The organism is Streptomyces sp. NPDC032161, assembly GCF_040636995.1.
Taxonomy (GTDB): domain Bacteria; phylum Actinomycetota; class Actinomycetes; order Streptomycetales; family Streptomycetaceae; genus Streptomyces.
In genome coordinates, this window is the sequence record NZ_JBEZVN010000001.1 from 1,059,278 (window position 1) to 1,083,759 (window position 24,482).

The 24,482-nt window shown below is 72.2% G+C and carries 15 protein-coding genes; 4 read left to right on the top strand and 11 right to left on the bottom strand.

The features are described 5' to 3' along the window. Window positions 1–141: 141 nt before the first annotated feature. The 3 genes from AB0E67_RS04490 to guaA all read right to left on the bottom strand — a co-directional run bounded on the left by AB0E67_RS04490 (window position 142) and on the right by guaA (window position 3,402). Window positions 142–912, bottom strand: a complete 771-nt coding sequence (locus tag AB0E67_RS04490; RefSeq protein ID WP_362021469.1) for a class II aldolase/adducin family protein — start codon at window positions 910–912, stop codon at window positions 142–144. A gap of 142 nt (window positions 913–1,054) precedes the next feature. Then, the gene (locus AB0E67_RS04495; protein ID WP_362021471.1) at window positions 1,055–1,669 is read right to left on the bottom strand and encodes a Uma2 family endonuclease; all 615 of its coding nucleotides are present in this window, start codon (window positions 1,667–1,669) and stop codon (window positions 1,055–1,057) included. A gap of 137 nt (window positions 1,670–1,806) precedes the next feature. Then, the gene (gene guaA / locus AB0E67_RS04500; protein WP_362020789.1) at window positions 1,807–3,402 is read right to left on the bottom strand and encodes a glutamine-hydrolyzing GMP synthase; all 1,596 of its coding nucleotides are present in this window, start codon (window positions 3,400–3,402) and stop codon (window positions 1,807–1,809) included. Window positions 3,403–3,853: 451 nt separating this feature from the next. Here guaA and AB0E67_RS04505 point away from each other — a divergent pair, with 451 nt between their 5' ends. After that, window positions 3,854–4,201, top strand: coding sequence for a chorismate mutase (locus AB0E67_RS04505; protein WP_362020792.1), 348 nt, complete (start codon window positions 3,854–3,856; stop codon window positions 4,199–4,201). 783 nt (window positions 4,202–4,984) lie between these two features. Here the strand turns inward: AB0E67_RS04505 and AB0E67_RS04510 are convergent. From AB0E67_RS04510 to AB0E67_RS04530, 5 genes are all read right to left on the bottom strand, one after another. Then, window positions 4,985–6,799 (bottom strand): GMC family oxidoreductase, encoded by a 1,815-nt coding sequence (locus AB0E67_RS04510; RefSeq protein ID WP_362020793.1) that lies wholly within the window; start codon window positions 6,797–6,799, stop codon window positions 4,985–4,987. A gap of 162 nt (window positions 6,800–6,961) precedes the next feature. Further along, entirely contained in the window at window positions 6,962–8,614 is a 1,653-nt protein-coding gene (locus AB0E67_RS04515) for a succinic semialdehyde dehydrogenase (RefSeq protein ID WP_362020796.1), read from the bottom strand. A gap of 203 nt (window positions 8,615–8,817) precedes the next feature. Then, window positions 8,818–10,533 (bottom strand): serine/threonine-protein kinase, encoded by a 1,716-nt coding sequence (locus AB0E67_RS04520; protein WP_362020799.1) that lies wholly within the window; start codon window positions 10,531–10,533, stop codon window positions 8,818–8,820. 135 nt (window positions 10,534–10,668) lie between these two features. Then, window positions 10,669–13,665, bottom strand: a complete 2,997-nt coding sequence (locus AB0E67_RS04525) for a serine/threonine protein kinase (RefSeq protein ID WP_362020802.1) — start codon at window positions 13,663–13,665, stop codon at window positions 10,669–10,671. A 179-nt stretch (window positions 13,666–13,844) separates the two neighbouring features. Next, window positions 13,845–15,860, bottom strand: coding sequence for a serine/threonine-protein kinase (locus AB0E67_RS04530; protein ID WP_362020804.1), 2,016 nt, complete (start codon window positions 15,858–15,860; stop codon window positions 13,845–13,847). 219 nt (window positions 15,861–16,079) lie between these two features. Between AB0E67_RS04530 and AB0E67_RS04535 the strand changes: the two genes are divergently transcribed. Further along, entirely contained in the window at window positions 16,080–17,186 is a 1,107-nt protein-coding gene (locus tag AB0E67_RS04535) for a serine hydrolase domain-containing protein (RefSeq protein WP_362020807.1), read from the top strand. 267 nt (window positions 17,187–17,453) lie between these two features. Here AB0E67_RS04535 and AB0E67_RS04540 read toward each other — a convergent pair whose 3' ends face one another. Further along, window positions 17,454–19,160 (bottom strand): glycerol-3-phosphate dehydrogenase/oxidase, encoded by a 1,707-nt coding sequence (locus AB0E67_RS04540; RefSeq protein ID WP_362020810.1) that lies wholly within the window; start codon window positions 19,158–19,160, stop codon window positions 17,454–17,456. A gap of 319 nt (window positions 19,161–19,479) precedes the next feature. Between AB0E67_RS04540 and AB0E67_RS04545 the strand changes: the two genes are divergently transcribed. Together AB0E67_RS04545 and AB0E67_RS04550 are read left to right on the top strand one after the other, a co-directional pair. Further along, the gene (locus tag AB0E67_RS04545; protein WP_362020813.1) at window positions 19,480–20,742 is read left to right on the top strand and encodes a nucleotide sugar dehydrogenase; all 1,263 of its coding nucleotides are present in this window, start codon (window positions 19,480–19,482) and stop codon (window positions 20,740–20,742) included. 132 nt (window positions 20,743–20,874) lie between these two features. After that, the gene (locus tag AB0E67_RS04550; RefSeq protein WP_362020816.1) at window positions 20,875–21,507 is read left to right on the top strand and encodes a hypothetical protein; all 633 of its coding nucleotides are present in this window, start codon (window positions 20,875–20,877) and stop codon (window positions 21,505–21,507) included. Window positions 21,508–21,656: 149 nt separating this feature from the next. Here AB0E67_RS04550 and AB0E67_RS04555 read toward each other — a convergent pair whose 3' ends face one another. Both AB0E67_RS04555 and guaB read right to left on the bottom strand, forming a co-directional pair. After that, the gene (locus AB0E67_RS04555) at window positions 21,657–22,781 is read right to left on the bottom strand and encodes a GuaB3 family IMP dehydrogenase-related protein (RefSeq protein WP_360116307.1); all 1,125 of its coding nucleotides are present in this window, start codon (window positions 22,779–22,781) and stop codon (window positions 21,657–21,659) included. A gap of 145 nt (window positions 22,782–22,926) precedes the next feature. After that, the gene (gene guaB / locus AB0E67_RS04560; protein ID WP_362020819.1) at window positions 22,927–24,432 is read right to left on the bottom strand and encodes an IMP dehydrogenase; all 1,506 of its coding nucleotides are present in this window, start codon (window positions 24,430–24,432) and stop codon (window positions 22,927–22,929) included. Between the last annotated feature and the right edge of the window lie 50 nt (window positions 24,433–24,482).

The following is a 24,482-nucleotide window of genomic DNA, read 5'->3' on the forward strand; positions in this document are numbered from 1 at the left end:
TGTTATTGCTGCGAATTGTGCCGTACGGAAGAGCCTCGGGCTGCATCGGGGAGACGCACCGGCACACATCGCAAAAATGTGCGAGTGATCCGGCCGTCAGAAGTCGCCCGATGTCACCAGAAGATGCGACTTGCCGACGCGTCAGAAACCACGGCTGATCCGGCGCCAGAGCGGCTGGTAGTTGGTCCAGGCCACCAGGTCGCCGCCCAGATGCTCCCGTGTGGCGACGGCGTCCCGGTGGCCGATCGGCACCGGCTTCCCGGCGGCGCGCACGGCCAACTGCACCTGGCAGCAGCGTTCCAGGGAGATGAACCACCACGCGGCGGCGTCCACCGTGCCGCCGACGGTCAGCAGCCCGTGGTTGCGCAGCACGATCGCCTTGCGCCTGCCGAGCGCCGCCGCGATCCGGCGCCCCTCCTCCGCGTCGACGACGACCCCGGTGCAGGCGTCGTAGAGAGCATGGTCCTCGTAGAAGGCGCAGGCCTCCTGGGTGATCGGTTCGACGAGCTCACCGAGCGCGGACAGGGCCCGCCCGTGCACGGAGTGGGTGTGCGCGACGGCGACGACATCGGGGCGGGCCCGGTGCACCTGCGCATGGACGGCGAACGCGGCCTGGTTGACGTGGTGTTGCCCCTCGACGACCTGGCCGTCCCCGTTCACCAGGATCAACTCGTCCATGGTGATCCCGTCGAAAGGAACCCCGAAGGGATTGACCCAGAAGCAGTCGGCGAACTCCGGGTCACGCGCGGTGAGATGGCCCGAGACACCGTCCTCGTACCCGTACTCACCGAACAGCCGGAGCGCCCCGGCCAGCCGCTCCTTGCGGTGTGCACGCTCCTCCCGCACCGACTCGTGGACGGGCGGCATCGCGAAGTGGAGCCGGTCCACGGGTACGGGCGTGGGCTCCGGCATGTGCTCGGGCGTGGGCTCGGGCATGACGCCTCCTCGGCTCCCAGGACGTAGGGAGGCGGAAGCTACCGCTGGTCGCGACAAGTGGCCAGGGGTGCCGGGGAGCCGACCGCGCCGAGGACGGTACGGCGGGGCGGGGCGCCCCTCACAGCTCCCGTTGCCGCCGCTGGTTGATCGTGGTGAGATCGACGTCCAGCGGAAAGGGGACGTCCAGTTTCAGCCTGTTGCGGTGAATACCGGTCGCTGTGTACGCCCTCAGCGCAGGGTCGAGCTCGTAGACGTACACGAGGGGGAGACCGTCCGCCCCTTCCTCCACCCGCCAGAAGTGCGCAACTCCGACAGCGGCGTACTTCCGGGGCTTGACCTCGCGGTCCCGGTCCCTGGATTCGTCCGAGACGACCTCGACCGCCAGTACGACATCCTCCGGGCCGACCGATGTGTGCTGGGGTCCCGTATCCACTCCGAACGGGACCACCAACAGATCCGGCTCCGGCCTGTTGCGACCGTCGATCCTGACGCTGAACTCTCTGAAGACATCAAGATCGTCCGGTGCTTGATCAAGCAGGCAGTGTTCCAGCAGACGCGTGGTGCGCATGTGAAACCTGGTCTGCGGACTCATGAAGACGAGACTCCCGTCGATCAGCTCGGTGTGAGGCGGCAGGTCCGGAAGCCGGTCGAGGTCGTCCGCCGTCCACCCCTCGGGCGGAGGGACGGGGTAGTGGTACTTCTCGTTCAGCTCATGCTCGGGTGCGGCGCTCATGATTGCTCCCATGGGGCAGAGTCTCGTCTCCTCAGCCAGCGTACCCAGCACGAACGGCGATGCCGCCGCCCAACGAATGAGCGACGGCATCGGCGTTGACCCTGCTGAGGGGGCATCCCGGGCGCTGGGCGCGGGGATCACTCCCACTCGATGGTGCCCGGCGGCTTGCTCGTCACGTCGAGCACGACCCGGTTGACATCGGCCACCTCGTTGGTGATACGGGTCGAGATCTTGGCGAGGGTCTCGTACGGGAGGCGCGACCAGTCTGCGGTCATGGCGTCCTCGGAGGAGACCGGGCGCAGCACGATCGGGTGGCCGTAGGTGCGGCCGTCGCCCTGGACGCCGACGGAGCGGACGTCGGCGAGCAGGACCACCGGGCACTGCCAGATCTCGCGGTCCAGGCCGGCCTCCGTCAGCTCCTCGCGGGCGATGGCGTCGGCCTCGCGGAGCAGGTCGAGCCGCTCCCGGGTGACCTCGCCGACGATCCGGATGCCGAGCCCCGGGCCGGGGAACGGCTGGCGCTGGACGATCTCCTCGGGCAGGCCGAGCTCCTGTCCGACCATCCGGACCTCGTCCTTGAACAGCTTGCGCAGCGGCTCGACGAGCTGGAACTCGATGTCCTCGGGGAGACCGCCGACGTTGTGGTGGGACTTGATGTTGGCGGTGCCGGTGCCGCCGCCGGACTCGACGACGTCCGGGTAGAGCGTGCCCTGGACGAGGAACGCGACGTCCTCGCCGTCGGCGGCGCCCTCGGCGATGATCTCGGCCTGCGCCTGCTCGAAGACGCGGATGAACTCGCGGCCGATGATCTTCCGCTTCTGCTCGGGGTCGGAGACCCCGGCCAGCGCGCTCAGGAACCGCTCCGAGGCGTCGACGACCTTCAGCTGGACGCCGGTGGCGGCGACGAAGTCCTTCTCGACCTGCTCGGTCTCGCCCTTGCGCATCAGGCCGTGGTCGACGTACACGCAGGTCAGCTGGGAGCCGATGGCCTTCTGCACGAGGGCGGCGGCGACCGCGGAGTCCACCCCGCCGGACAGGCCGCAGATGGCGCGCTTGCTGCCGACCTGCTCGCGGATCACGGCGATCTGCTCCTCGACCACGTTGCTCGTGGTCCAGGTCGGCTCGATGCCTGCGCCGCGGTAGAGGAAGTGCTCCAGGACCTGCTGGCCGTGCGTGGAGTGCATGACCTCGGGGTGGTACTGGACGCCGTAGAGCTTCTTCTCGTCGTTCTCGAAGGCGGCGACCGGGACGACGTCCGTGGACGCGGTGACGGTGAAGCCCTCGGGGGCGGCGGAGCAGGCGTCGCCGTGCGACATCCAGACCGACTGCTCGGCGGGCGTGCCCTCGAACAGCGTGGAGCCGTTCTTGGTGACGGTGAGCGGGGTGCGGCCGTACTCGCGGGCGCCGTTGTCGTCGACGGTGCCGCCGAGCGTGGTCGCCATCAGCTGGAAGCCGTAGCACATGCCGAAGACCGGCACCCCGGCCTCGAACAGCGAACGGTCGAGCGTGGGCGCGCCTTCCGCGTACACCGACGAGGGGCCGCCGGACAGGATGATCGCCCGCGGGTTCTTGGCCAGCATCTCGGCCACCGGCATCGTGGACGGGACGATCTCGCTGTAGACCCGGGCCTCGCGGACGCGACGGGCGATGAGCTGGGCGTACTGGGCGCCGAAGTCGACAACGAGAACCACGTCGGTCGCGCTGTCGGGAGCGGCGGGGGGTGCTGCTGGCACGGGGGCGGCCTTCCGGCGGTGAACGGTGGAAAGGGGGTCGGTGCTGTCGATTCTACCGGGGGTGCGGAGTCGGCCGTCGTCCCCGTGGGCGAGCCCGCCCTCCCGTACCGGCGGAGGGGGCGGGTGCCGTGCCGTTCCCCCACGTACGGGACCGGGCGTCGCGCGGGTACGGGAGGACCGGTCGCGCGGGGCGGGGGCCGGAGGGACGGGTCTCAGCATCCGGTCGCGCTTGGACAGACCGCGCGGGCGGTCCATACTGAGCCCTATGCGTCAGCACACGACCTTCGTCTTTACCTATGGCATCCGGCCCGCCGGCTGCCATGGTCGTGCTGCTTGATCCACTGACAAGCAACGTCCCAGGCGCCCCGGGCCGAAAGGCCCGGGGCGCCTCGGCGTTTCCGGACCGGTCGGCTCCGGGGACCGCACCCGCACCCCACGAGGAGTCCCCGCCATGACCAGCACCGCCCCCGCCGCCACCGCCCAGGCCGACACGGACGCGAGGAGCGTCACGGACACGCAGAGCCCCGAGGAGAGGACCGGCGCGCGCACCCAGGAGGCCGCCGCGCTGATCGCCGAGGCACGGTCCCGGATCGACACCCTCGACGACCGCATCATCGGTCTCGTCCAGGAACGGATGGCCGTCTCGGCCGTCATCCAGGAGGCACGGATCACATCCGGCGGCCGTCGCGTCAACCTCTCCCGCGAGATGGAGGTCCTCGGCCAGTACCGGGACGCGCTCGGCAAGCCCGGCACCTCCCTCGCCATGACCCTGCTGGAGCTGTGCCGCGGCCGGGTCTGACGGCGCTGCCGCCCAGAGGGTGCGGGCGTATCCCAGTTCGGACCCGCTCTCACCCGTACGGCGCGTGACCGGGTCCGCGACGGCTTCGTTGGTCCCGGTGTCCGTGCCAGCCAGGGGCGGCTCTGGAAGGAAACCACGCGTGGCTCCGCCGGGACGTGAGGCGTACCGCAGGTACGCCGTGGGACCACGGCCCGGCGTGCGTGACCGGTCGGCAGGGGACAGCAGTCCGGTCACCCACGCGGTCGACTCCGGGGACGCCCGGAGCCGACCGCGTCCGGTCGGGAACGGTGCGTACCGCAAGGGCCCGTACGGCCCCGGCCCCGGCTCCCGGGCACCGACCCGATATCGATGCGCGAAGGGCCCCGCCAGCCGTGTCCGGCACGGCGGGGCCCTCGCTCATGCCCTCTCCACGCCGATGTGACGGCCAGGCCGGAGCGACGGGCCGGAACGATGTGACGGGCCGGGCCGGCGTGAGTGGCGTCATATCCGGGTTTTGTGAGTCTTCGGGCAACCATTGCGGCGAACCGCAGGTCAACCATGCGCAGGGCCGGTCACGCCCGGTGAGGGCGCGAGGTGCGTGGAAGGGCTGCGCTCGGAGGGGGTGCAGCCCTTTCGGCCCCTTCTGCCGCTTCCGCCCCAGAGGTCACGTGCGTCATTGCAGTCGCAGCGCACTCACTACACACCGTGTTCATCGCGACGCACTCGTCACGCTCACAGCACTCACAACGCTCACCGCACTCACGACGCGCACGACGCATGCAGCGCCCACGGCACTCACAGCGCTCACGGCTTCTTCTTCGGCGGGACCGTCGGCATGCCGAGAAAGGGCAGTCTGAGCGCGCCGAAGGCATCCTTCGGCACGGCGGGCGACCGGGGCTCGACCGGGGCCAGCCGTTCGTACGCCTCGCCCTGCGCCGGGCGCGGGTCCTCCTCGCCCTTGTTGGGCCAGAAGGACATCGCGCGTTCCGCCTGTGCCGTGATGGTGAGCGACGGGTTGACGCCGAGGTTCGCGGAGACCGCGGCACCGTCGACCACCGATATGCCGGGGTGTCCGTAGAGGCGGTGGTACGGGTCGATGACCCCTTCCTCGGCGCTCGCGCCGATCGGACAACCGCCGAGGAAGTGCGCGGTGAGCGGCATGCCCATCAGTTCGCCGACGTTCGAGCCGGCGAAGCCGTCGATCTCCTCGGCGAGCAGCGTGGCGCCGCGCGTGGCCTCCTCGATCTGCGTCGGGTTGGGGGCGCCGTGCCCCTGCCGCGCGGTGAGCAGTCCCTTGCCGATGCCTCCCGGCTTGCGGTACGTCGTCAGGGAGTTGTCCAGCGACTGCATGACGAGCCCGATGATGGTCCGCTCCGACCAGCGGCGGTTGGACAGCGAACGGACGGCGAGGGCGGGGTGCCGGGCGACGTTGGCGAGCCAGCCCAGCACCCGGCGGCCACCGTGCGGTGCCTGGCCGCCGTAGGGCACCTGGAGGATGGACAGCGCGCCCATCGCGTTGGAGCCCTTTCCGTAGCGGACCGGCTCGATGTGGGTGTTCTCGTCGGGGTGGATCGACGAGGTGATCGCGACGCCGCGGGTGAAGTCGGCGCGCGCGGCGCCGTGCTTCCTGCGGTAGCGCCGGTCGGTGGTCTGCGAGCCGACGATCGCCTCGGAGTTGGTACGGGTCAGCTCGCCGAGCCGGTCCGGGATCCGGGGCAGCAGCCCCCGGTCCTTCATGGTGTGCAGCAGGGTCTGGGTCCCGTACGTACCGGCCGCCACGACCACCTGGCGGGCGCGCAGCCGGGTGGGCCTCGCCCTGCGGCGGCGGTCGGTGGGGACGGTGAGGACGCGGTGGCCGCCCTCCGGATGGTCGCTGATCGCGACGACGGTGGTCATCGGGTGGATGACGGCCCCGGCCTTCTCGGCGAGGTGGAGGTAGTTCTCTTCGAGAGTGTTCTTCGCGCCGTGGCGGCAGCCCGTCATGCACTCGCCGCACTCGGTGCAGGCCCGGCGTGCGGGGCCCGCGCCGCCGAAGTACGGGTCGGCGACCGTGCCGCCGGGCTCCGCCCGCGCCGTGCCGTCGGAGTCCTCGCCGTCGCCGAAGAACACGCCGACCGGGGCGAGGTGGAAGGTGTCGCCGACGCCCATGGCCTGCGCCGCCGCCTTCAGATGGACGTCGGAGGGGGTCGTCGTCGGGTTGAGCCGGACCCCGAGCATCCGCCTGGCCTGGTCGTAGTACGGCTTCAGCTCGTCCTGCCAGTCGGTGATGGACGCCCACTGACGGTCCTCGAAGAACGCCGCCGGCGGCACGTACAGGGTGTTGGCATAGTTGAGCGAACCGCCGCCGACGCCCGCGCCGGCCAGCACCATCACGTTGCCGAGCAGGTGCACGCGCTGGATTCCGTAGAGGCCGAGGGACGGGGCCCACAGGTAGTTCTTGAGGTCCCAGGAGTTCTTGGGGAGGGTGCCCCGGGTGAAGCGGCGGCCCGCTTCCAGGACCCCGACGCGATACCCCTTCTCCGTCAGCCGGAGGGCCGACACCGCCCCGCCGAAGCCCGAACCGACGACGAGCACGTCGTAGTCGTACGCGGTGTCGTCGTCGGTCCCTTCCCCGGACATGGCCTCTTCCGGAGAGGCGGTCGCGTTCCGGGAAGCGGTCCGGTTCCGGGCAGGGCTGTCCTCGGGCATGGCTCTCCTCGGTACGAAAAGACTCAGAGCGAAAAGGCTCGGTACGGAAGGCTCGGTGCGGAAAGGGCGGAAAGCGGGGCGGCACGGAGGCCGTCAGCGCAGGCGGAACGCCTTCATCGCCTTCAGGCTGCGCGTCATGAACGCCGCGTACCCCGCGTCGTCCATGCCGAACGAGGGCGCGAGCGGGATCAGCCGCTGCTGGGCGACGGTCTGTGCCTCGGTGTACTTGAGGATGCCCTCGGAGCCGTGCCGACGGCCGAGACCGGAGTCCTTCATGCCGCCCATCGGCGACTGCACGCTGCCGTACGCGGGGGCGTACCCCTCGTTGATGTTGACCGTGCCGGTCCGCAGCCGGGCGGCGACCCGGTGGCCGCGCGCGGAGTTCCTGGTCCAGACGCTCGAGTTCAGGCCGTACGGCGTGGCGTTGGCGAGGGCCACGGCCTCGTCCTCGTCACGGAAGCGGTAGAGGGACACCACCGGTCCGAAGGTCTCCTCGGAGCAGACCGCCATCGGCGCCTCGACGCCGTCGAGGATGGTCGGCTCGTGGAACAGCGGGCCGATGTCGGGGCGGGCGACGCCGCCCGCGACGACCGTGGCACCCTTCTCGACGGCTTCGGCGACGTGCCTGGTCACGGTCTCCAGCTGACGTTCGCTCACCAGGGAGCCCATGTCGGCACCGTAGGCGAGGGCGCTGCCGAGTCGCATCGCCTTCGTGCGGGCGGCGAAGCGGGCCACGAACTCGTCGGCGACCGACTCGTGGACGTACAGCCGCTCGATGGAGATGCAGAGCTGACCCGCCGAGGAGAAGCAGGCACGGACGGCACCCGCGGCGGCCTTCTCCACGTCGGCGTCCTCCAGCACCAGCATCGCGTTCTTCCCGCCGAGCTCCAGCGAGACCCCGACCAGCCGCGCCGCCGCGCCCTGTGCGACCTCGCGGCCGGTGCGGGTGGAACCGGTGAACGAGACGTAGTCGGCGTGCTTGACGACCTCCGGGCCGACGACCGGTCCGTCACCGAGGACGACCTGGAAGACCTCGGCGGGCAGCCCGGCCTCGATCAGCAGGTCCCGGGCCCACAGGGCGGTGAGCGCGGTCTCCGTGTCGGGCTTCATCACGACGGCGTTGCCGGAGACGAACGCGGGCAGGGCGTCCCCGACGGACAGTTCGAGCGGATAGTTCCACGGCGCGATCTGGCCGACGACACCGCGCGGCTGGCGCAGTTCGGTCACCTTCGTGAGGGTCGGCACGACCCCGGTGTGCCGCTTCGGCCGCAGATACGCGCCGGCCCGGCGCCCGTAGTGCCGGGCCGCGACGGCGACGGCCTGCACCTCCTCGTGGGCGTGCAGCCTGGCCTTGCCGGTCTCCAGCTGGATGAGGTCGAGGACCTCGGCCTGGCGGCTGAGGACGAGGTCGTGGAAGCGGAGCAGGACGGCGGCACGGGCGCGGACGGGGGTCGCGGCCCAGGCGGGCTGGGCGGCACGGGCCCGTTCGAAGGCGCCCGCCACGTCCTCGGGCGTGGACTCGGGCAGATCGGCCAGCTTCTCCCCGGTGAAGGGGGTGTGGTTGGCGGTGCGGCCGGAGCCGGCCACGTCACGGGTCAGCCGGGCGACCAGGTCGGGCGTCACCACGTCGGCGGCGGTGCGTACGCCCGCCGGGGCTGCGGCCACGGGGTTGGTGCCGACCGGGGTCGCGGAAGTGCCGCCGGCCGGGGCCGCGGGGGTGGGCTGGGGGGCCTGCGAGTCCGTCATGAGGCCGAGAGTACGTCCACCCGACCACTTTGGGTACCCGTGGGTAACAGGTTTTCACACACCCCACAAAGACGCCAGCGATCACTGGCAACAAAGCCCCTGATCAGGCACCCTTCACCACCAGGAGACCCAACCCGGAGCCCGGTCGGGAGCCGTCCGACGGCCGTCGGACGACCATCCGGCAGTCGGTCACCCGGCAGCCGTCAGTCGGACTCGTCGGGCGCGCGCCAGCCGCGCAGGATCGTGTCGAACTGCGCCCGGGTCGTGTCCCAGTCCTCCGCCGGTCCCGTCATGTACAGCGCGTACTCGGGGCCGCCCGTCTCCCCGAAGTACATCTGGTCGATCGCGTGGCGCGGCCCCGGATGGTTCTTCGTCTCCGTCCAGGTGAACTCCCAGAGCGAGCCGGGCCGGTCCCGGTAGGTGTTGGAGTGCAGGGTCACGCGCTCGTACCCGGGGAGCCGTTCGGAGAGCTGCTTCTCCAGGTTCAGCATGTGCATGTACGAGTTCTCGTAGTCGGGCTCCGGGTCGACGCTGATCCGGATGTAGTGCAAGCCGTTGTCCGGGGTGTAGTCGATCTGATTGCCGTCCGCCCGGCGCTCCCAGCCGTCCGGCACGGTCAGGCTGAAGCCCTCGGGGTCGTCCACCCGGTGCCAGCCGTCGGGTATCTCCTTGGCCCCCGTCCTCTTGCGCGAGGGATCGGGCTTCTCCGAGGGGCTGTTCGCCGGCTCGGTGGGGGTACCGGGCGCGTGCCTGCCCGTACCGCCCTGCCGGGCCGTGGTGTCGTCGCCACGGTCCATGTACCTCATCGCGACGAGTCCCGCGCCGCCGCCGATCAGCGCGGCGGCGACGAGGACCAGCACCGCCGTACGCCACCGGCCGCGGCTGCGCCGGGTCACCGGGGCCGATGTCGGGCCGTTCACCGGGCCCGCGGCGGACTCACCGGGAGGGTGCGGCAGTTGGGCCGTGCCGGCCGCCCCCGTCTCGCCGGGTGCGGCGCCCGGGTCGGCGGTGACCGGGCCGAGCGTGCGCAGGACCTCGTCGGGGACGCGCTGCGTCGGCACGTACGCCTGTGCCGCCCGGGGCTCGCGGCCCTCCATGGCGTCGAGCAGCATCCGTTCCGTCTCCGCCGCCGACGGCCGGTCCTCGGGCTCCTTGCGGAGCAACGCGGTGATCACGGGGCCGAGCGGGCCCGCGCGCCCCGGCGGCGGCGGTTCCTCGGTGACGACGGCCTGCATGGTGGAGATCGGGGACGTGCGCCGGAACGGCGAGCGGCCCTCGACCGCGGTGTAGAGCGTGGCGCCGAGCGACCACAGGTCGGAGGCCGGGCCCGGATCGCCGCCCCGTACCCGCTCCGGCGCCAGGTAGTCGATGGAGCCGACGAGTTCACCGGTCCTGGTGATGGTCGAGTCGCCCTCGATGGCCGCGATCCCGAAGTCGGTGAGCAGTACCCGGCCGTCGGCGGCGAGGAGTACGTTGCCGGGCTTCACATCGCGGTGCAGGACCCCCGCGGCGTGTGCCGCGCGCAGGGCGCCCAGCACGTGCAGGCCGATCCGGGCGGCCTCGCGCGGCTCGATCTCGCCGGTCTTCTTGGCCGCGTCGGCGAGCGAAGGCCCGTCGACGTACTGCATGACGATCCACGGCCGGTTGTCGTACTCGATCACGTCATGGACGGTGACCACGCCCGGGTGGGTGATCCGGGCGGCGGCGCGCGCCTCCTTCTGCGTGCGCGCGTGCAGGACGATCCGGTCCGCCTCGGCGACGTACTGTCCGGCCGTCAGTTCCTTGACCGCGACCGTGCGGTGCAGCACCTCGTCGTGGGCGCGCCAGACCTTGCCCATGCCGCCGCGCCCGAGGACCTCGCCCAGCCGGTACCTCCCGGCCAGCACCAGTCCCGCGTCCGTACCCTGTGCTCGTTCCACGTGATCCCCGCCCCGTTCCCTCGGAGGCCAGATTACGGAGGGGCCCTCGGCCACGGAACCTCGCATCCCCGTGGTGACCGCACTGTGATGCTTGTCGCTCGCTCCGCCTTCTGCCGCGCGGCGGACCGGAAGGGCTCAGCGCGTCACCCGGTAGGAGCCGACGGCCTGTTGGTAGATGTCCGAGATCTCGTCGCGCCGGTTCTCCGGGCCGATGACCTGGACGACGTGGTACCGGCCGTCGACGATCATCGCGAGATTACGGGCGTACACCTCACGGCCGTTCGCGTCCTGCCAGGTGAACTGGCCCTCGGCCATGGTCTGCCGGCCGACGTCGATCCGGCGCAGCCCGCTCGACCCCGACCAGCCGGACTCGCGGAACGGTCGCAACTCCCGTTCCTTGTCCGCCTGGTACGCCAGGGGGTCGGCGCCCTCGGTCTCGACCGAGTCGCGCCCGGGGACGACGAGCAGGGTGAACCCGTCGCCTTCGTAACGGATCTGACGGTCCGCGTTGGCGGGGGTGCGCCGCCAGCTCTTGAGGACGCCGACCTCGAAGCCCTCCGGGTCCTCGCGCAGGGCGTATCCGGCGGCGAGGGCCACGGCGGAGCGGGTGGTCTGGGGCTGCTGGGCGCCGCCGGGCCGCGCGGAGGGCTGGTCGCCCGATGCTTCCGTGCCGCCCCGCGGCGCGCCGGACGCCGACGTGTCCGGGCCGCTGGTGCCGGGTTCGGCGCCGGTCCTGTCGTCCGCCTCGGGCATGAACAGCACGGCGTATCCGACGGCGGCGGCCAGGGCCAGCAGGATCAGCACCAGGAGGAGGCGTCCGAGCCGCCTCGGCGAGCGTGCCTCGCCGTACGGTGAACCGGGCGGCGGGGTGCGCAGCGCCTTGGGGCCCTTGGGTTCGCGCGGCGCCCGGGCCGTCCGGGGCGCCTTCTCCGGCCGGGGACCCTGCTCCTCGCGGGGCGGCCCGGTGCGCTCCGGCCGTTCGCGGGTGTGCCGGTGGCGGCCGTGGGCCGCGCCCCGGCCGAAGCGACGCCTGCGGACCAGTTCGCCGCGGCGGCGCACGACGGGGAGCCGGGTGGCGTCGGCGGACGGCAGCGGCACGACGTCCAGACCGGCCTCGGGTTCGGGCGCGGACCGCACGAGGGAACGCAGCCAGCCGCTCAGTTCCTCGACGTCCGGCCGGTCGGTGGGGTCCTGGCGCAGCAGCGACTCCACGACGGGGCGCAGCGGGCCGCACTCCTCGGCGAAGGCGGGCGGTTCCCCGCACACCATCTGGACCAGTTCGGCGGCGTTCTCCTCGGGGTACGGGGCGTGGCCCTGGACGGCGCGGTAGAGCAGCGCGCCGAGCGCCCAGAGATCGGTGGCGGGGCCGATCGGTGGGGCCAGCCGCCAGTTCTCGTGTATGGGACCGCCCTGTTCGGGCGCCCAGCGCTCGGTGACCGCGCCGACGACGGCGATGCGGGCCTGCCGGGCGCGCTCGGCGGCGAGCGGGGTGTCGGGGCCCCGGTACGGGGTGTCGTCGGCGTGCCCGCTCGTCACGAGGTCGTCCCAGCGGCCGGGGCGGTGCTCCTGCCCCGAGTGGTGTGCCGGGAGCACCGGGACCGGGCCCCAGGTGTCCGTGTGCGCGGCGGACTCGCCGGTGCCTCCGGCGGGGACGGGGCGGCCGTCCCCGGGGCCGTCGCTCCAGATGCCGGTGAGGTGCATCCGGCGGGCGGGGGGCAGGAGTCCGTCCTCGTCCCCGTCGTCGTGACCGGTGCCGTCGTGGTCGTCGTAGCCGTCGGCCTCGTCGCCGTACGCGTCACCGTAGGGGGCGTCGCCGTACGGGGCCTCGGCGCGCGGGTCCTCGGCGTACAGGGCGTTGGCGTACGCGTCGCGGTTGTACGGACCGTCAGTGTGCGGGGCCTCGGCGCGCGGGCCGTCGGCGTACGGGTCCGCGGTGTCCGGGTGGTCGTCCGGCCGGGCGGGACGCCCGACGGGGAGCGGAGCCGTGTCCGCCGCGTCACCGGAGGACTCCCCCGAACCGGCGCGGCGTCGCTCCTCGCTGATCCGTGCGGCGGCGCGGGCCCCCTCGCGGTAGGCGGCTATCGCCCCGGCTCGCTCGGCCCGCGACCGCTCGGTACCGTCCGCCTCGGGCGCGGGCGCCGGGAGCGCGGGGCCCACCGGCCGTCGCACGGCCTCCAGTTCACCGGCCGAGCCGCTCCACGCGTCCCGCCGGACCGCGTCTCCGCGCCCGGCGTCGTCGCCGTCCCGGCCCCCGTACGCATCGCCGTCTCCGTACGCATCGCCGTCTCCGTACGCGTACGTGTCGTGGTCACCATCGGCCTCGTGGGCCTCATGGACCTCGCGGGCCTCGTCGTCCGCGTCCCCGTGCGCGTCGTCGTCGGCGTCACCGTCCGTCCGGCCCTTCTCGACGGACACCGGTCCGGGCGAGGCCGGCAGCTCCGCCGGGGGCGGCGGCAGGGACGGCCGGGGCGGGGCGAACACCCCGGCCGGATCCGCCCCGCCCGCCGGGCGGCCGTAGGAGAGTTCCTCCTCGTCGTCCGGCCGGGGCGTCGACACGTACCCGCAGAGCGCCTCCTCCGCCGCCCCGGCAGCCAGGCCGGTCAGCACGACGCGTCCGTCGTCGCAGATCAGCACCGTGCGGACGGTGATGTTGCGATGGGTCCAGCCGTGGGCGTGCAGCACCCGCAGCGCGGTCAGCACGTCGGAGCCGATCTCGGCGGCGCGGAACGGGTCGAGCGGACGCTCCGCGAGCAGCGCCGCGAGCGGGCGGGCCGCGACGAACTCGCTCACGATCCAGAGCGATCCGGCCTCCGCGAACACGTCGAAGACCTGGTCGAGTCTGGGGTGGTCGGGGATCCGGGCCGCCGCCTGCGCCGCCTCGACGGCCCGCCGCACCGCCGGGTCCGCGGGACGTCGCACGGCCCGCCCGGCGACCTGCCGGACCGAGGGCACCGGGCCCTCCGCGTCGAGCACCTCGGCGTCCACCACCTCGGGCAGCGGCACCTGACGGATCAGCACCTCCTGCCCGCTGTAGGTGTCGAACGCCCGGGTCTCGACCAGTTCGTACTCATCGGACGGAGGCAGCGGAAGGCGGTAGCGGTCGGCGAGCACCCGACCCATGTAGTCGTTCATGACGCCTCCCCAGAGCGTGCCTACCCCCGGCCATGAAGACCACTCGCACACGTCAACCACGTGCGCTCGGCGTGCGGTTGACCGACTGTCCCATCGTGTACGGTCCCAGGTTCTCACGATACGTGGCGCGTGACAGCACCGCGCCGGGGGCGGCATCCCGGCGCTCCCCCGCCCGCGGGTCAGTCGGTGGGTTCGAAGGTGCCGAGCGCGGTGGCGCGCAGGGTCCGGCACTCCTCGTCGTCCCATTCGCTCGCCGGACAACTGATCATGATCGCGTAACCGTGCTTCGCGTCGACCTTGAATCCCCGGTTGAGCACGCGGACCCGCTCGCCCTGCTGGATGCGCTCGAACTGCCAGTCGGCGACCGTCGGATAGCCGTTGTAGTCGACCTTCTTCACGCCCAGGTGGCGGTAGCCCTTGCTGGTGGCCGCGACACCCGTCTTCGCGGCGTTCCAGGCCGCGGCCGCGTCACCGCCGGGCGAATCGGTGTAGTCGACCTGGAGGCGCGGGAAGCCGCCGTCGGTGTTGTAGATGGCACCCGAGTTGCTGCCGGCCGTGCGGTCGAACCGGAAGTCCTCGGGCATCGCGATGGAGAAGTGGAACTTCTTGTTGGCGACGGCCTTGTAGCCCTCGGGCAGCGCGTCGTCCGGCTTGTCGTCCTTCGAACCGTCCGTCCCCGTGTCCGGGCCGTCGCCCCGGCCCTTGTCCTGGCCCGCGCCCTTGTCCTGGTCCGGGGCGCCGCCGTCCGCGGGCTTGGCGCCGTCGCCGCTGTCGGCGTCCGGGGAGCTGCCGGAGGCCCCGGCCGAGGTGGCCTTGTCGTTCTTGCCGTTGCCGGCGCTCGCGTCCTTCTTGTCGTCGCCGTTGCCGAGCGTGAGTGCGAGGACCGTGGCGGCGACGGCTAGCACGATCACGGCCGCGATGACGGCCAGGGTGCGGCGCGGCACCACGTCCGTGAGGGACGCGCGGGGCGGGGCGGCCGGGGACGTGGCCTGGCGCTGCGGCGGTACGGCGGCGGCCGCGCCTCCTGCCGCGCCCGCCCCCTTCGCCGCTCCCGCCTGCGAGGGGGACGCGGCGGGCTTCGCGGACGGCCGGGCGCCGTTCGCCGGGGCGGCGGGCGGCGGCACCGAGGGCGTGGGCGGTGCGGTGGCCGGGGTCGCGGCGGCGGCCGGTGCCGCTTTCGCGCCGCGTACGGAACGCAGGGCGCCCCGCAGCCGGTCGCGGGTGCCCTCGCCCGGCTCACCGGACTTCGCTGCCGTCCGGCCGCCGCCCTCGGCGGACTTCCCGGGCAGCGCCATGATCCGGGTGGCCTCGGCGGGCGGCGGCACCACCGGTTCCGGCTTCTCGGGTGCGTGGATCACGTCGTCGAGCAGGGCGCGCGCCCCCGCGTCGTCGAGCCGCTGGTCGGGGTCCTTGGCCAGCAGGCCGTAGATGACCTCCTTGAGCGGACCGGCGTTCTTCGGCGGGTCGAGCGGCTCGGTCATCACCGCGGTCAGGGTGGCGATGGCCGACCCCTTGTCGTACGGCGGGGACCCCTCGACGCTCGCGTACAGCAGGCCGCCGAGCGACCACAGGTCGGCGGGCGGTCCCGGCTTGTGCCCCCGCGCGCGCTCCGGCGAGATGTACGAGGGCGCGCCGACGAGCATGCCGGTCGAGGTGACGGACGGGTCGCCCTCGACCTGCGCGATGCCGAAGTCGGTCAGCACGACCCGGCCGTCCTCGGCGATCAGTACGTTGGACGGCTTCACGTCGCGGTGCAGGATGCCCTCGCGGTGCGCCGAGCGCAGCACGTCGAGGATCGCGAGGCCGACCTCGGCGGCGCGCCTCGGAGTCAGTACACCGTCCTCACGGATGGCCTCGGCGAGGGACTTGCCCTCGATCAGCTCCATCACGATCCACGGCCGGTCGTCCTCGTCGACCACGTCGTAGACCGTCACCGCGCCGTTGTTGCGGATCCTGGCGATCGCCTTGGCCTCGCGCAGCGTGCGCGTGATCAGACGGCGCTTCTCGTCCTCGTCGATGGCCGAGGGAAACCGCAGTTCCTTGACCGCGACCGTGCGCCCCAGCGTCTCGTCGACGGCACGCCAGACCGTGCCCATCCCGCCCCGGCCGAGCACCGCCCCGAGCCGGTACCGCCCCGCGAGAAGACGTCCGTCCTTGTCCCGTTGGGGGTCTTGTGCCTGCTCCGCCTCCGACATGCGTCCCCTCTGCGATCAACCCGCCCTGGCAGAGCGTTCATTGTCCCTCACCCCGGGACCGGTCCTGGTGCCGGGTCCGCGGGCCCGGCCACGATGCCGGTCCACGGGCCCGGTCGTGGGCCCGGTCCACGGGCCGGTCATGGTGCCAGGTCAGCGCCCCGGTCGGGTGCCCGGTCCACGGACCCGTCATGATGTGCCCCGAGGAAGGGAATCCCCGCCATGCCGACACTCCGGGCGCTGTTCTCCGTCCCGTTGCTGCTGGCGCTGCTGGGACTGGGCACGACGCCCCTGCACAGGGAACCACACCTCACCCCCGCGGCTTCCCACCTTCCCCGGCTTGTCGCCGAGGGCGGCGCTCCCACGGCGGCATTGCTGGCCGGTCGTGCCTCCTCGGCACCGCACGGCACCTTCCGCTCGACGGGGCCCGGCATCCGCAGGGTGGACCGGTTCCGGGTCGGCAGCATCACCAAGACCTTCGTCGCCACGGTCGTGCTCCAACTCGCCCGGGAGAAGCGGCTGCGACTCTCGGACTCCGTCGACCGGCTGCTGCCCGGCCTGATCCGGGGCAACGGCAACGACGGCCGCCGCATCACCCTGCGGGCCCTGCTCAATCACACCAGTGGCCTCCCCGACTACACCGCCGACGCCCCGCCCCTGCCCGTCTCCGCCGGTTCCCCCGTCCGGCCGCCGTCCGCCGTCGACACGGTCCGCATCGCCCTGTCCCACCGGCCGGCGAACTCCCCCGGCCGCTACGCCTACTCCAACACCAACTACGTCGTCCTCGGACTCGTCGTCCGGCGCGTCACGGGGCACGACTACGCCGAGGAGATCCGCCGACGCATCATCACCCCCCTGCGTCTCACTGGCACATCCCTGCCGGGCCGCCGGACCTCGCTGCCCTCACCGCACGGCCGCGGCTTCACGCGCGACCCGGCCGACGGCTCCCTTCGCGACGTCACCGCACTGGACCCGCGCACCGCGGGCGCGGCCGGGGAACTGATCTCCACGCTCGACGACCTGAACCACTTCTACGCGGCCCTGCTCGGCGGCCGTCTCCTCCCTCCCGCCCAGCTCGCGGACCTGTTCGACACCACCGCCACGCGCGGCGTCTACGGCCTGGGCGTCTATCCGCAGAAGCTCTCCTGCGCCGTCACCGTCTGGGGCCACAACGGGCACATCCCGGGCAGCTACGTCCGGACCGCGGCCACCCCCGGGGGCCGCCACATCCTGACGTTCCGGGTCGACACGGACAGCCTGGCCGGCGCGCCGCAACTCGAACGGGCGCTGCTCGAAGCGGAATTCTGCCCCCGCGCGCACAGCGGCTGAGCCCGCCCCGCCGCGCACCGCCGCACCGCAGGCGGACGTGTGACGACAGGGCCTGGGGCGGGACAGCCCTCAGAGCCTGTCGGACGACCTTCGATCGGAAAGCGGACGCGGCATGGTGCGTGCGATTCCAAGGCGCCGGGATGTCTTCGGATGAGGTCTCCCCTGCTCCTTGAGAGCTTGGGGAAGGAGCTACGAGGGCATCCCGGTAACCCCGGAAGCGTGCGTGCCAGGGCGTGGCCGCCCGGTCAGAGGTCACCCGACAGGCTCTCAGAGGGGCACGATGTCCGGCGCGCCGAGCCGCGCAGCGTCCGCCGTGAGGTCGTCCGGCTGACGCTGCGACTCCCGTTCCGCCTGCACCCGCTTCTCGTAGTGCTCGACCTCCCGGTCGATCTGCCGCTCGTCCCAGCCCAGCACCGGCGCCATCAGCTCCGCGCAGAGCCGGGCGCTGCGCGTGCCCCGGTCGAAGGTCTCGATGGAGATCCGGGTGCGCCGGGTCAGGACGTCGTCGAGGTGCCGGGCGCCCTCGTGCGAGGCGGCGTAGACGATCTCGGCCTTCAAGTAGTCGTCGGCGGCGGGCAGCGGCTCGCCCAGGACCGGGTCGGCGGCGATCAGTTCCAGGATCTCCTCCGTCAGCGAGCCGTAGCGGTTGAGCAGATGCTCGACGCGGACGACGTGCAGCCCCGTCCGGACGGCGATCCGCGCGCGGGCGTTCCACAGCGCCCGGTACCCCTCCGCGCCCAGCAGCGGGACGTCCTCCGTGACGCATTCCGCCACCCGCTGGTCGAGACCGTGCACCGCCTCGTCCACGGCGTCCTTCGCCATCACCCGGTACGTGGTGTACTTGCCGCCCGCCACGACGACGAGGCCCGGCAGCGGATGCGCCACCGTGTGCTCGCGCGAGAGCTTGCTGGTCGCCTCCGACTCGCCGGCCAGCAGCGGGCGCAGCCCCGCGTAGACGCCCTGGACGTCGTCCCTGGTCAGCGGGGTGGCCAGCACGCTGTTGACGTGTTCGAGGAGATAGTCGATGTCGGCGCTGGACGCCGCCGGGTGCGCCTTGTCCAGGTCCCAGTCGGTGTCGGTCGTCCCGATGATCCAGTGCCGTCCCCACGGGATGACGAAGAGGACGGACTTCTCGGTCCGCAGGATCAGGCCGGTCGACGAGTGGACGCGGTCCTTCGGGACGACCAGGTGGATCCCCTTGGACGCCCGGACGTGGAACAGTCCGCGCTCCCCGATCAACGCCTGGGTGTCGTCCGTCCACACGCCGGTCGCGTTCACCACCTGCTTGGCCCTGACCTCGTACTCCCCTCCCGCCTCGACGTCCTGCACCCGGGCGCCGACGACCCGTTCGCCCTCCCGGAGGAAGCCGATCACCCGCGCCCGGTTCGCCACCCGGGCGCCGTACGCGGCGGCGGTGCGCACCAGCGTCGCCGTGTAGCGGGCGTCGTCCATCTGCGCGTCGTAGTACTGCAACGCCCCGACCAGGGCGTCCTTCCGCAGTGCCGGGGCGACCCGCAGCGCGTTGCGGCGGGAGAGGTGCCGGTGGACGGGCAGACCGCGGCCGTGTCCCGACGACACCGACATCGCGTCGTAGAGCGCCACGCCGGAGCCCGCGTAGAACCGCTCCCAGCCCTTGTGCCGCAGCGGGTAGAGGAACGGCACGGGCTTCACCAGATGCGGGGCCAGCCGCTGGAGGAGCAGTCCGCGCTCCTTCAACGCCTCCCGTACGAGCGCGAAGTCCAGCATCTCCAGATATCGCAGCCCGCCGTGGATCAGCTTGCTCGACCGGCTCGACGTGCCCGAGGCCCAGTCGCGCGCCTCGACCAGGCCGGTCGAGAGCCCTCTCGTCGCGGCGTCCAGCGCCGTACCGGCGCCAACCACGCCCGCCCCCACGACCAGCACGTCCAGTTCGCGCTCGGCCATGGCGGCGAGCGCCTCGGCGCGATCCGCGGGTCCCAGTGTCGCTGTCCTCACTGCTGCCTCCCGGGTGGCTCGGGCTGGTCCGGCACGGAACGCGACCCGACCGATCGGTCGGACGCCCCGGCCCACCCCTCGATTCTGTCCGCCGTCCACGACTTCGGCCACCGCCTGTGGACAACCGCGGACGACAGCGGGGGCGGCACGGGCCTCGCGACACCTTACAAATGCTTCATATAGGTCATATTTACGCCTAGTCTGACATCGCGCTGTCCCCAGCGGTTGCGCTTTCTGCTCTCATGGCCATGTACCGGCCGGTTACACGGAGGACGCCGACCTCCGTGCCCCGCCCGGTCCGAGGGAAGGACGGCCCCATATGCCCGCAGACCTCGCTGTCATCGGACTCGGCCACCTCGGCCTGCCCCTCGCACAGGCCGCCGTGGCCGCCGGCATCGAAACCGTCGGCTACGACACCGATCCGCGCGCCCACGCCGAACTCGCCGCCGGCCGCACCCCCGTCGAGGGCTCCCTCACCGCGTCGGACGTCCGCCGGATGCTCTCGGGGGGCTTCCGGCCCACCACCGACCCGGCCGAACTCGGCCGGGTCCGCACCGCGGTCATCTGCGCCCCCACCCCGCTCGGCGCCGACCGCACCCTCGACCTCGCCGCGCTCACCGACGCCACCCGCGCGCTCGCCGCCCGGCTGCGCCCCCACACCACTGTGCTGGTGGAGTCGGCCGTACAGCCCGGCACCACCGAGGGACACATCCGGCCGCTCCTCGAAGAGGGCTCGGGACTGCGCGCCGGACAGGACTTCCACCTCGCCCACGCGCCGAGCCGCCTCGACCCCGGCAACCGGACCCACGTCCACGCCAGCACCCCCAGGGTCATCGGCGGCCTCACCCCCGTCTGCACCGAGTCCGCCGCCGCCTTCTACGGCCGGCTCACCGACAAGGTGGTCCGCGCCCGCGGGCTGCGCGAGGCCGAGATGACGAAGGTGCTGGAGACCAACTTCCGGCACGTCAACATCGCCCTCGTGAACGAGATGGCGGTGCTCTGCCACGACCTCGGGGTCGACCTGTGGGACGTCATCCGGTGCGCCGAGACCAAGCCCTTCGGCTTCCAGGCGTTCCGCCCGGGGCCCGGCGTCGGCGGACACGGCGTCCCCGTCGACCCGGGACGCCTCCCGTACCACAGCCGCACCCCCGGCCACCCGCTGCGCATGGTCGCGCTCGCCCAGGAGATCAACGACCGGATGCCGCAGTACGTGATCCAGCGCTGCGCCACCCTGCTGAACGAGCACGGCAAGTCGGTGCGCGGCGCCCGCGTGCTGCTCCTCGGCGTCACCTACAAGCCCGACCTCGCGGACCAGGAGGCGTCCGCCGCCCGGGAGATCGCCTCCCGGCTGCTCGACATGGGCGCGCAGATCGGCTACCACGACCCGTACGTCCTGGACTGGCGGGTACGCGACCTCCCCGTCCCGCGCGCCGACTCGCTGTACGAGGCCGCGTCGAACGCCGACCTCACAGTGCTGCTCCAGCACCACCGCACGTACGACCTCCAGGGTCTCGCCGTGAAGGCCCAACTGCTCCTGGACACCCGGGGCGCGACCCCGGCGGGGGCCGCGCACCGGCTGTGAACCAGGCATTCCGGGGGCTGCGGAAGCTTCGGGGTCTTCGGGGATTCCGGTAGGCGATGTCATAGCCGACTGCTAGCCTGCGGCGTCACTTCTCGCACAATCGTGCGCTTCCGCTCCAAGGGGGATCCCACCATGAGCCAGCCCGTGCCGCCGCCGAACCAGCAGCCCGGCTCCCAGCCCGTCGACGGCAACCCGTACGCCGCCCAGCAGCCCGGCGCCCAGCCGGGAGACGGCAACCCGTACGCGGGCCAGCAGCCCGGCGCCCCGACCGGCAACCCGTTCGCCGGTCAGCAGCCCGGCGCCTACGGCCAGCCCGGCCAGCCCGCCCCCGCGTTCGGCGGCGCGCCCTTCGCCCCGCCGGCGCCGCCCCGCGACAAGGTGGCCCTCGGGCTGGTCGCGGCCGTGGTCGCCGCGCTCGTCGGTGCCTTCCTCTACGGCGTCATCGCCGGAGCGATCGAGCGCGAGGTCGGCTACATCGCCATCGGCGTCGGCTTCCTCGTCGGCTTCGCGGCGAGCAAGGTCGGCGGGCGCAACCCGATCCTGCCCGTCGTCAGCGCCGTCCTGTCCGTGGGCGCCGTCTACCTCGGCCAGCTGATCGGCATCTCGATCATCCTGTCCGACCTGGTCCACCAGTCCGCGTCCACACTCTTCATCGACCACTTCGACGTGCTGACGAAGGCGTGGAGCGAGGGCTCGGACTTCATGACCTACGTCTTCCTGCTGCTCGGCGCCGTGGCGGCCTTCGGTGGCGCCAAGAAGGCGTGACCGGGACGGCGCTCCCACGAAGGCCTGATCGAAAAGGCGTGATCGAAAAGGCGCGCCCCGCCGGACATGGGCGAAGGCCCCGGAACCCACATGCGGTTCCGGGGCCTTCGCCCATGTGTCGCCGGAGGCGCCCGGCGGACGCGAGACGGTCAGCGGCGGTGCTGCGAGTCCGCCACCGTCACCTCGACGCGCTGGAACTCCTTGAGTTCGCTGTACCCCGTCGTCGCCATCGCCCGGCGCAGTGCGCCGAAGATGTTCATCGAGCCGTCCGGCGAGTGCGAGGGACCGGTGAGGACCTCTTCGGTCGTGCCGACGGAACCGAGGTCCACCAGCTTGCCGCGCGGCACGTCCTCGTGGACGGCCTCCATGCCCCAGTGCCGGCCGCGGCCCGGCGCGTCCGTCGCACGGGCCAGCGGGGAGCCCATCATCACGGCGTCCGCACCGCAGGCGATGGCCTTCGGCAGGTCGCCGGACCAGCCGACGCCGCCGTCCGCGATCACGTGCACGTACCGGCCGCCCGACTCGTCCATGTAGTCGCGGCGGGCCCCGGCCACGTCGGCGACCGCCGTCGCCATCGGCACCTGGATGCCGAAGACGTTGCGCGTGGTGTGCGCGGCGCCCCCGCCGAAACCGACGAGCACACCGGCCGCACCGGTACGCATCAGGTGCAGGGCGGCGGTGTACGTGGCGCAGCCGCCGACGATCACCGGGACGTCCAGCTCGTAGATGAACTGCTTGAGGTTGAGCGGCTCGGCCGCGCCAGACACGTGCTCGGCGGAGACCGTCGTACCGCGGATGACGAAGATGTCCACACCCGCGTCGACGACCGCCTTGGAGAACTGGGCAGTGCGCTGCGGGGAGAGCGCCGCGGCGGTGACGACCCCGGCGTCGCGCACCTCCTTGATGCGCTGCCCGATCAGTTCCTCCTGGATCGGAGCGGCGTAGATCTCCTGGAGACGGCGGGTGGCGGACTCGGCCGGCATCTCGGCGATCTCGTCCAGCAGCGGCTGCGGGTCCTCGTACCGGGTCCACAGCCCTTCCAGGTTGAGGACACCGAGACCGCCCAGCTCACCGATGCGGATCGCGGTCTGCGGGGAGACCACCGAGTCCATGGGGGCGGCCAGGAACGGCAGCTCGAAGCGGTAGGCGTCGATCTGCCAGGCGATCGAGACCTCCTTCGGGTCGCGGGTTCGGCGGCTCGGAACGACGGCGATGTCGTCGAACGCGTATGCCCGGCGGCCGCGCTTGCCGCGCCCGATCTCGATCTCAGTCACGATGGTGTGGCCTTTCCCTCTATGTCTGCGCTGTCCAGTATCCCCGACACACGGCGGAGGGGCGGCCCCGGGAGTTGCCGGGCCCCGCTGGTCGCCCAGCGGGGCCGGAAAAGCCCGGGTCCGCCCCTCGGGGCGCCGGCGCGCGCTACTCCCTGCTGTAGTTGGGCGCCTCGACCGTCATCTGGATGTCGTGCGGGTGGCTCTCCTTGAGGCCCGCGGAGGTGATCCGGACGAACCGGCCGTTGGCCTGGAGCTCCGGCACGGTGCGGCCGCCGACGTAGAACATCGACTGGCGCAGACCGCCGGTGAGCTGGTGGACGACCGCGGAGAGCGGGCCGCGGTAGGGGACCTGGCCCTCGATGCCCTCGGGGACCAGCTTCTCGTCGGAGGCGACGCCCTCCTGGAAGTAGCGGTCCTTGGAGAACGACTTGCGGTCGCCGCGGGACTGCATCGCGCCGAGCGAACCCATGCCGCGGTACGACTTGAACTGCTTGCCGTTGATGAAGAGCAGCTCGCCCGGGGACTCCTCGCAGCCCGCGAGCAGCGAGCCGAGCATCACGGTGTCCGCGCCGGCCACCAGGGCCTTGGCGATGTCGCCGGAGTACTGCAGGCCGCCGTCGCCGATGACCGGCACGCCCGCCTCCTTCGCGGCGAGCGAAGCCTCGTAGATCGCGGTGACCTGCGGAACGCCGATACCGGCGACGACGCGGGTGGTGCAGATGGAACCGGGGCCGACGCCGACCTTGATGCCGTCGGCACCGGCGTCGATCAGTGCCTGGGCGCCGTCACGGGTGGCGATGTTGCCACCGATGACGTCGACGCCGGACGCGTTCGACTTGATCTTGGCGACCATGTCGCCGACCAGCCGGGAGTGGCCGTGGGCGGTGTCCACGACGATGAAGTCGACACCCGCCTCGATCAGCGCCTGGGCCCGCTCGAAGGCGTCCCCCGCGACACCGACGGCGGCGCCGACCAGCAGCCGGCCCTCCTTGTCCTTCGCGGCGTTCGGGTACTGCTCGGCCTTGACGAAGTCCTTGACGGTGATGAGGCCCTTGAGGACGCCCGCCTCGTCGACCAGCGGAAGCTTCTCGATCTTGTGACGGCGCAGCAGCTCCATGGCATCCACGCCGGAGATGCCGACCTTGCCCGTGACCAGCGGCATCGGCGTCATGACCTCGCGCACCTGGCGCGAGCGGTCCGGCTCGAACGCCATGTCGCGGTTGGTGACGATGCCGAGCAGCTTGCCGGCCGCGTCGGTGACCGGGACGCCGCTGATGCGGAACTTGGCGCACAGCTCGTCGGCGTCGTGCAGGGTCGCGTCCGGGTGCACCGTGATCGGGTCGGTGACCATGCCGGACTCGGAGCGCTTCACCAGGTCGACCTGGTTGGCCTGGTCGGCGATGGAGAGGTTGCGGTGGAGCACACCGGCGCCGCCCTGCCGGGCCATGGCGATCGCCATGCGGGCCTCGGTGACCTTGTCCATCGCGGCGGAGAGCAGCGGGATGTTCACCCGCACGTTCTTGGAGATGTACGAGGAGGTGTCGATCTGATCGGGCGCCATGTCGGACGCGCCGGGCAGCAGCAGCACGTCGTCGTATGTCAGCCCGAGCGTCGCGAATTTCTCGGGCACTCCGTCGACGTTTGCAGTCATGACACCTTCCCCAAATGGCCTTGATCGGTGCGGATGTCCATGCTAACGGC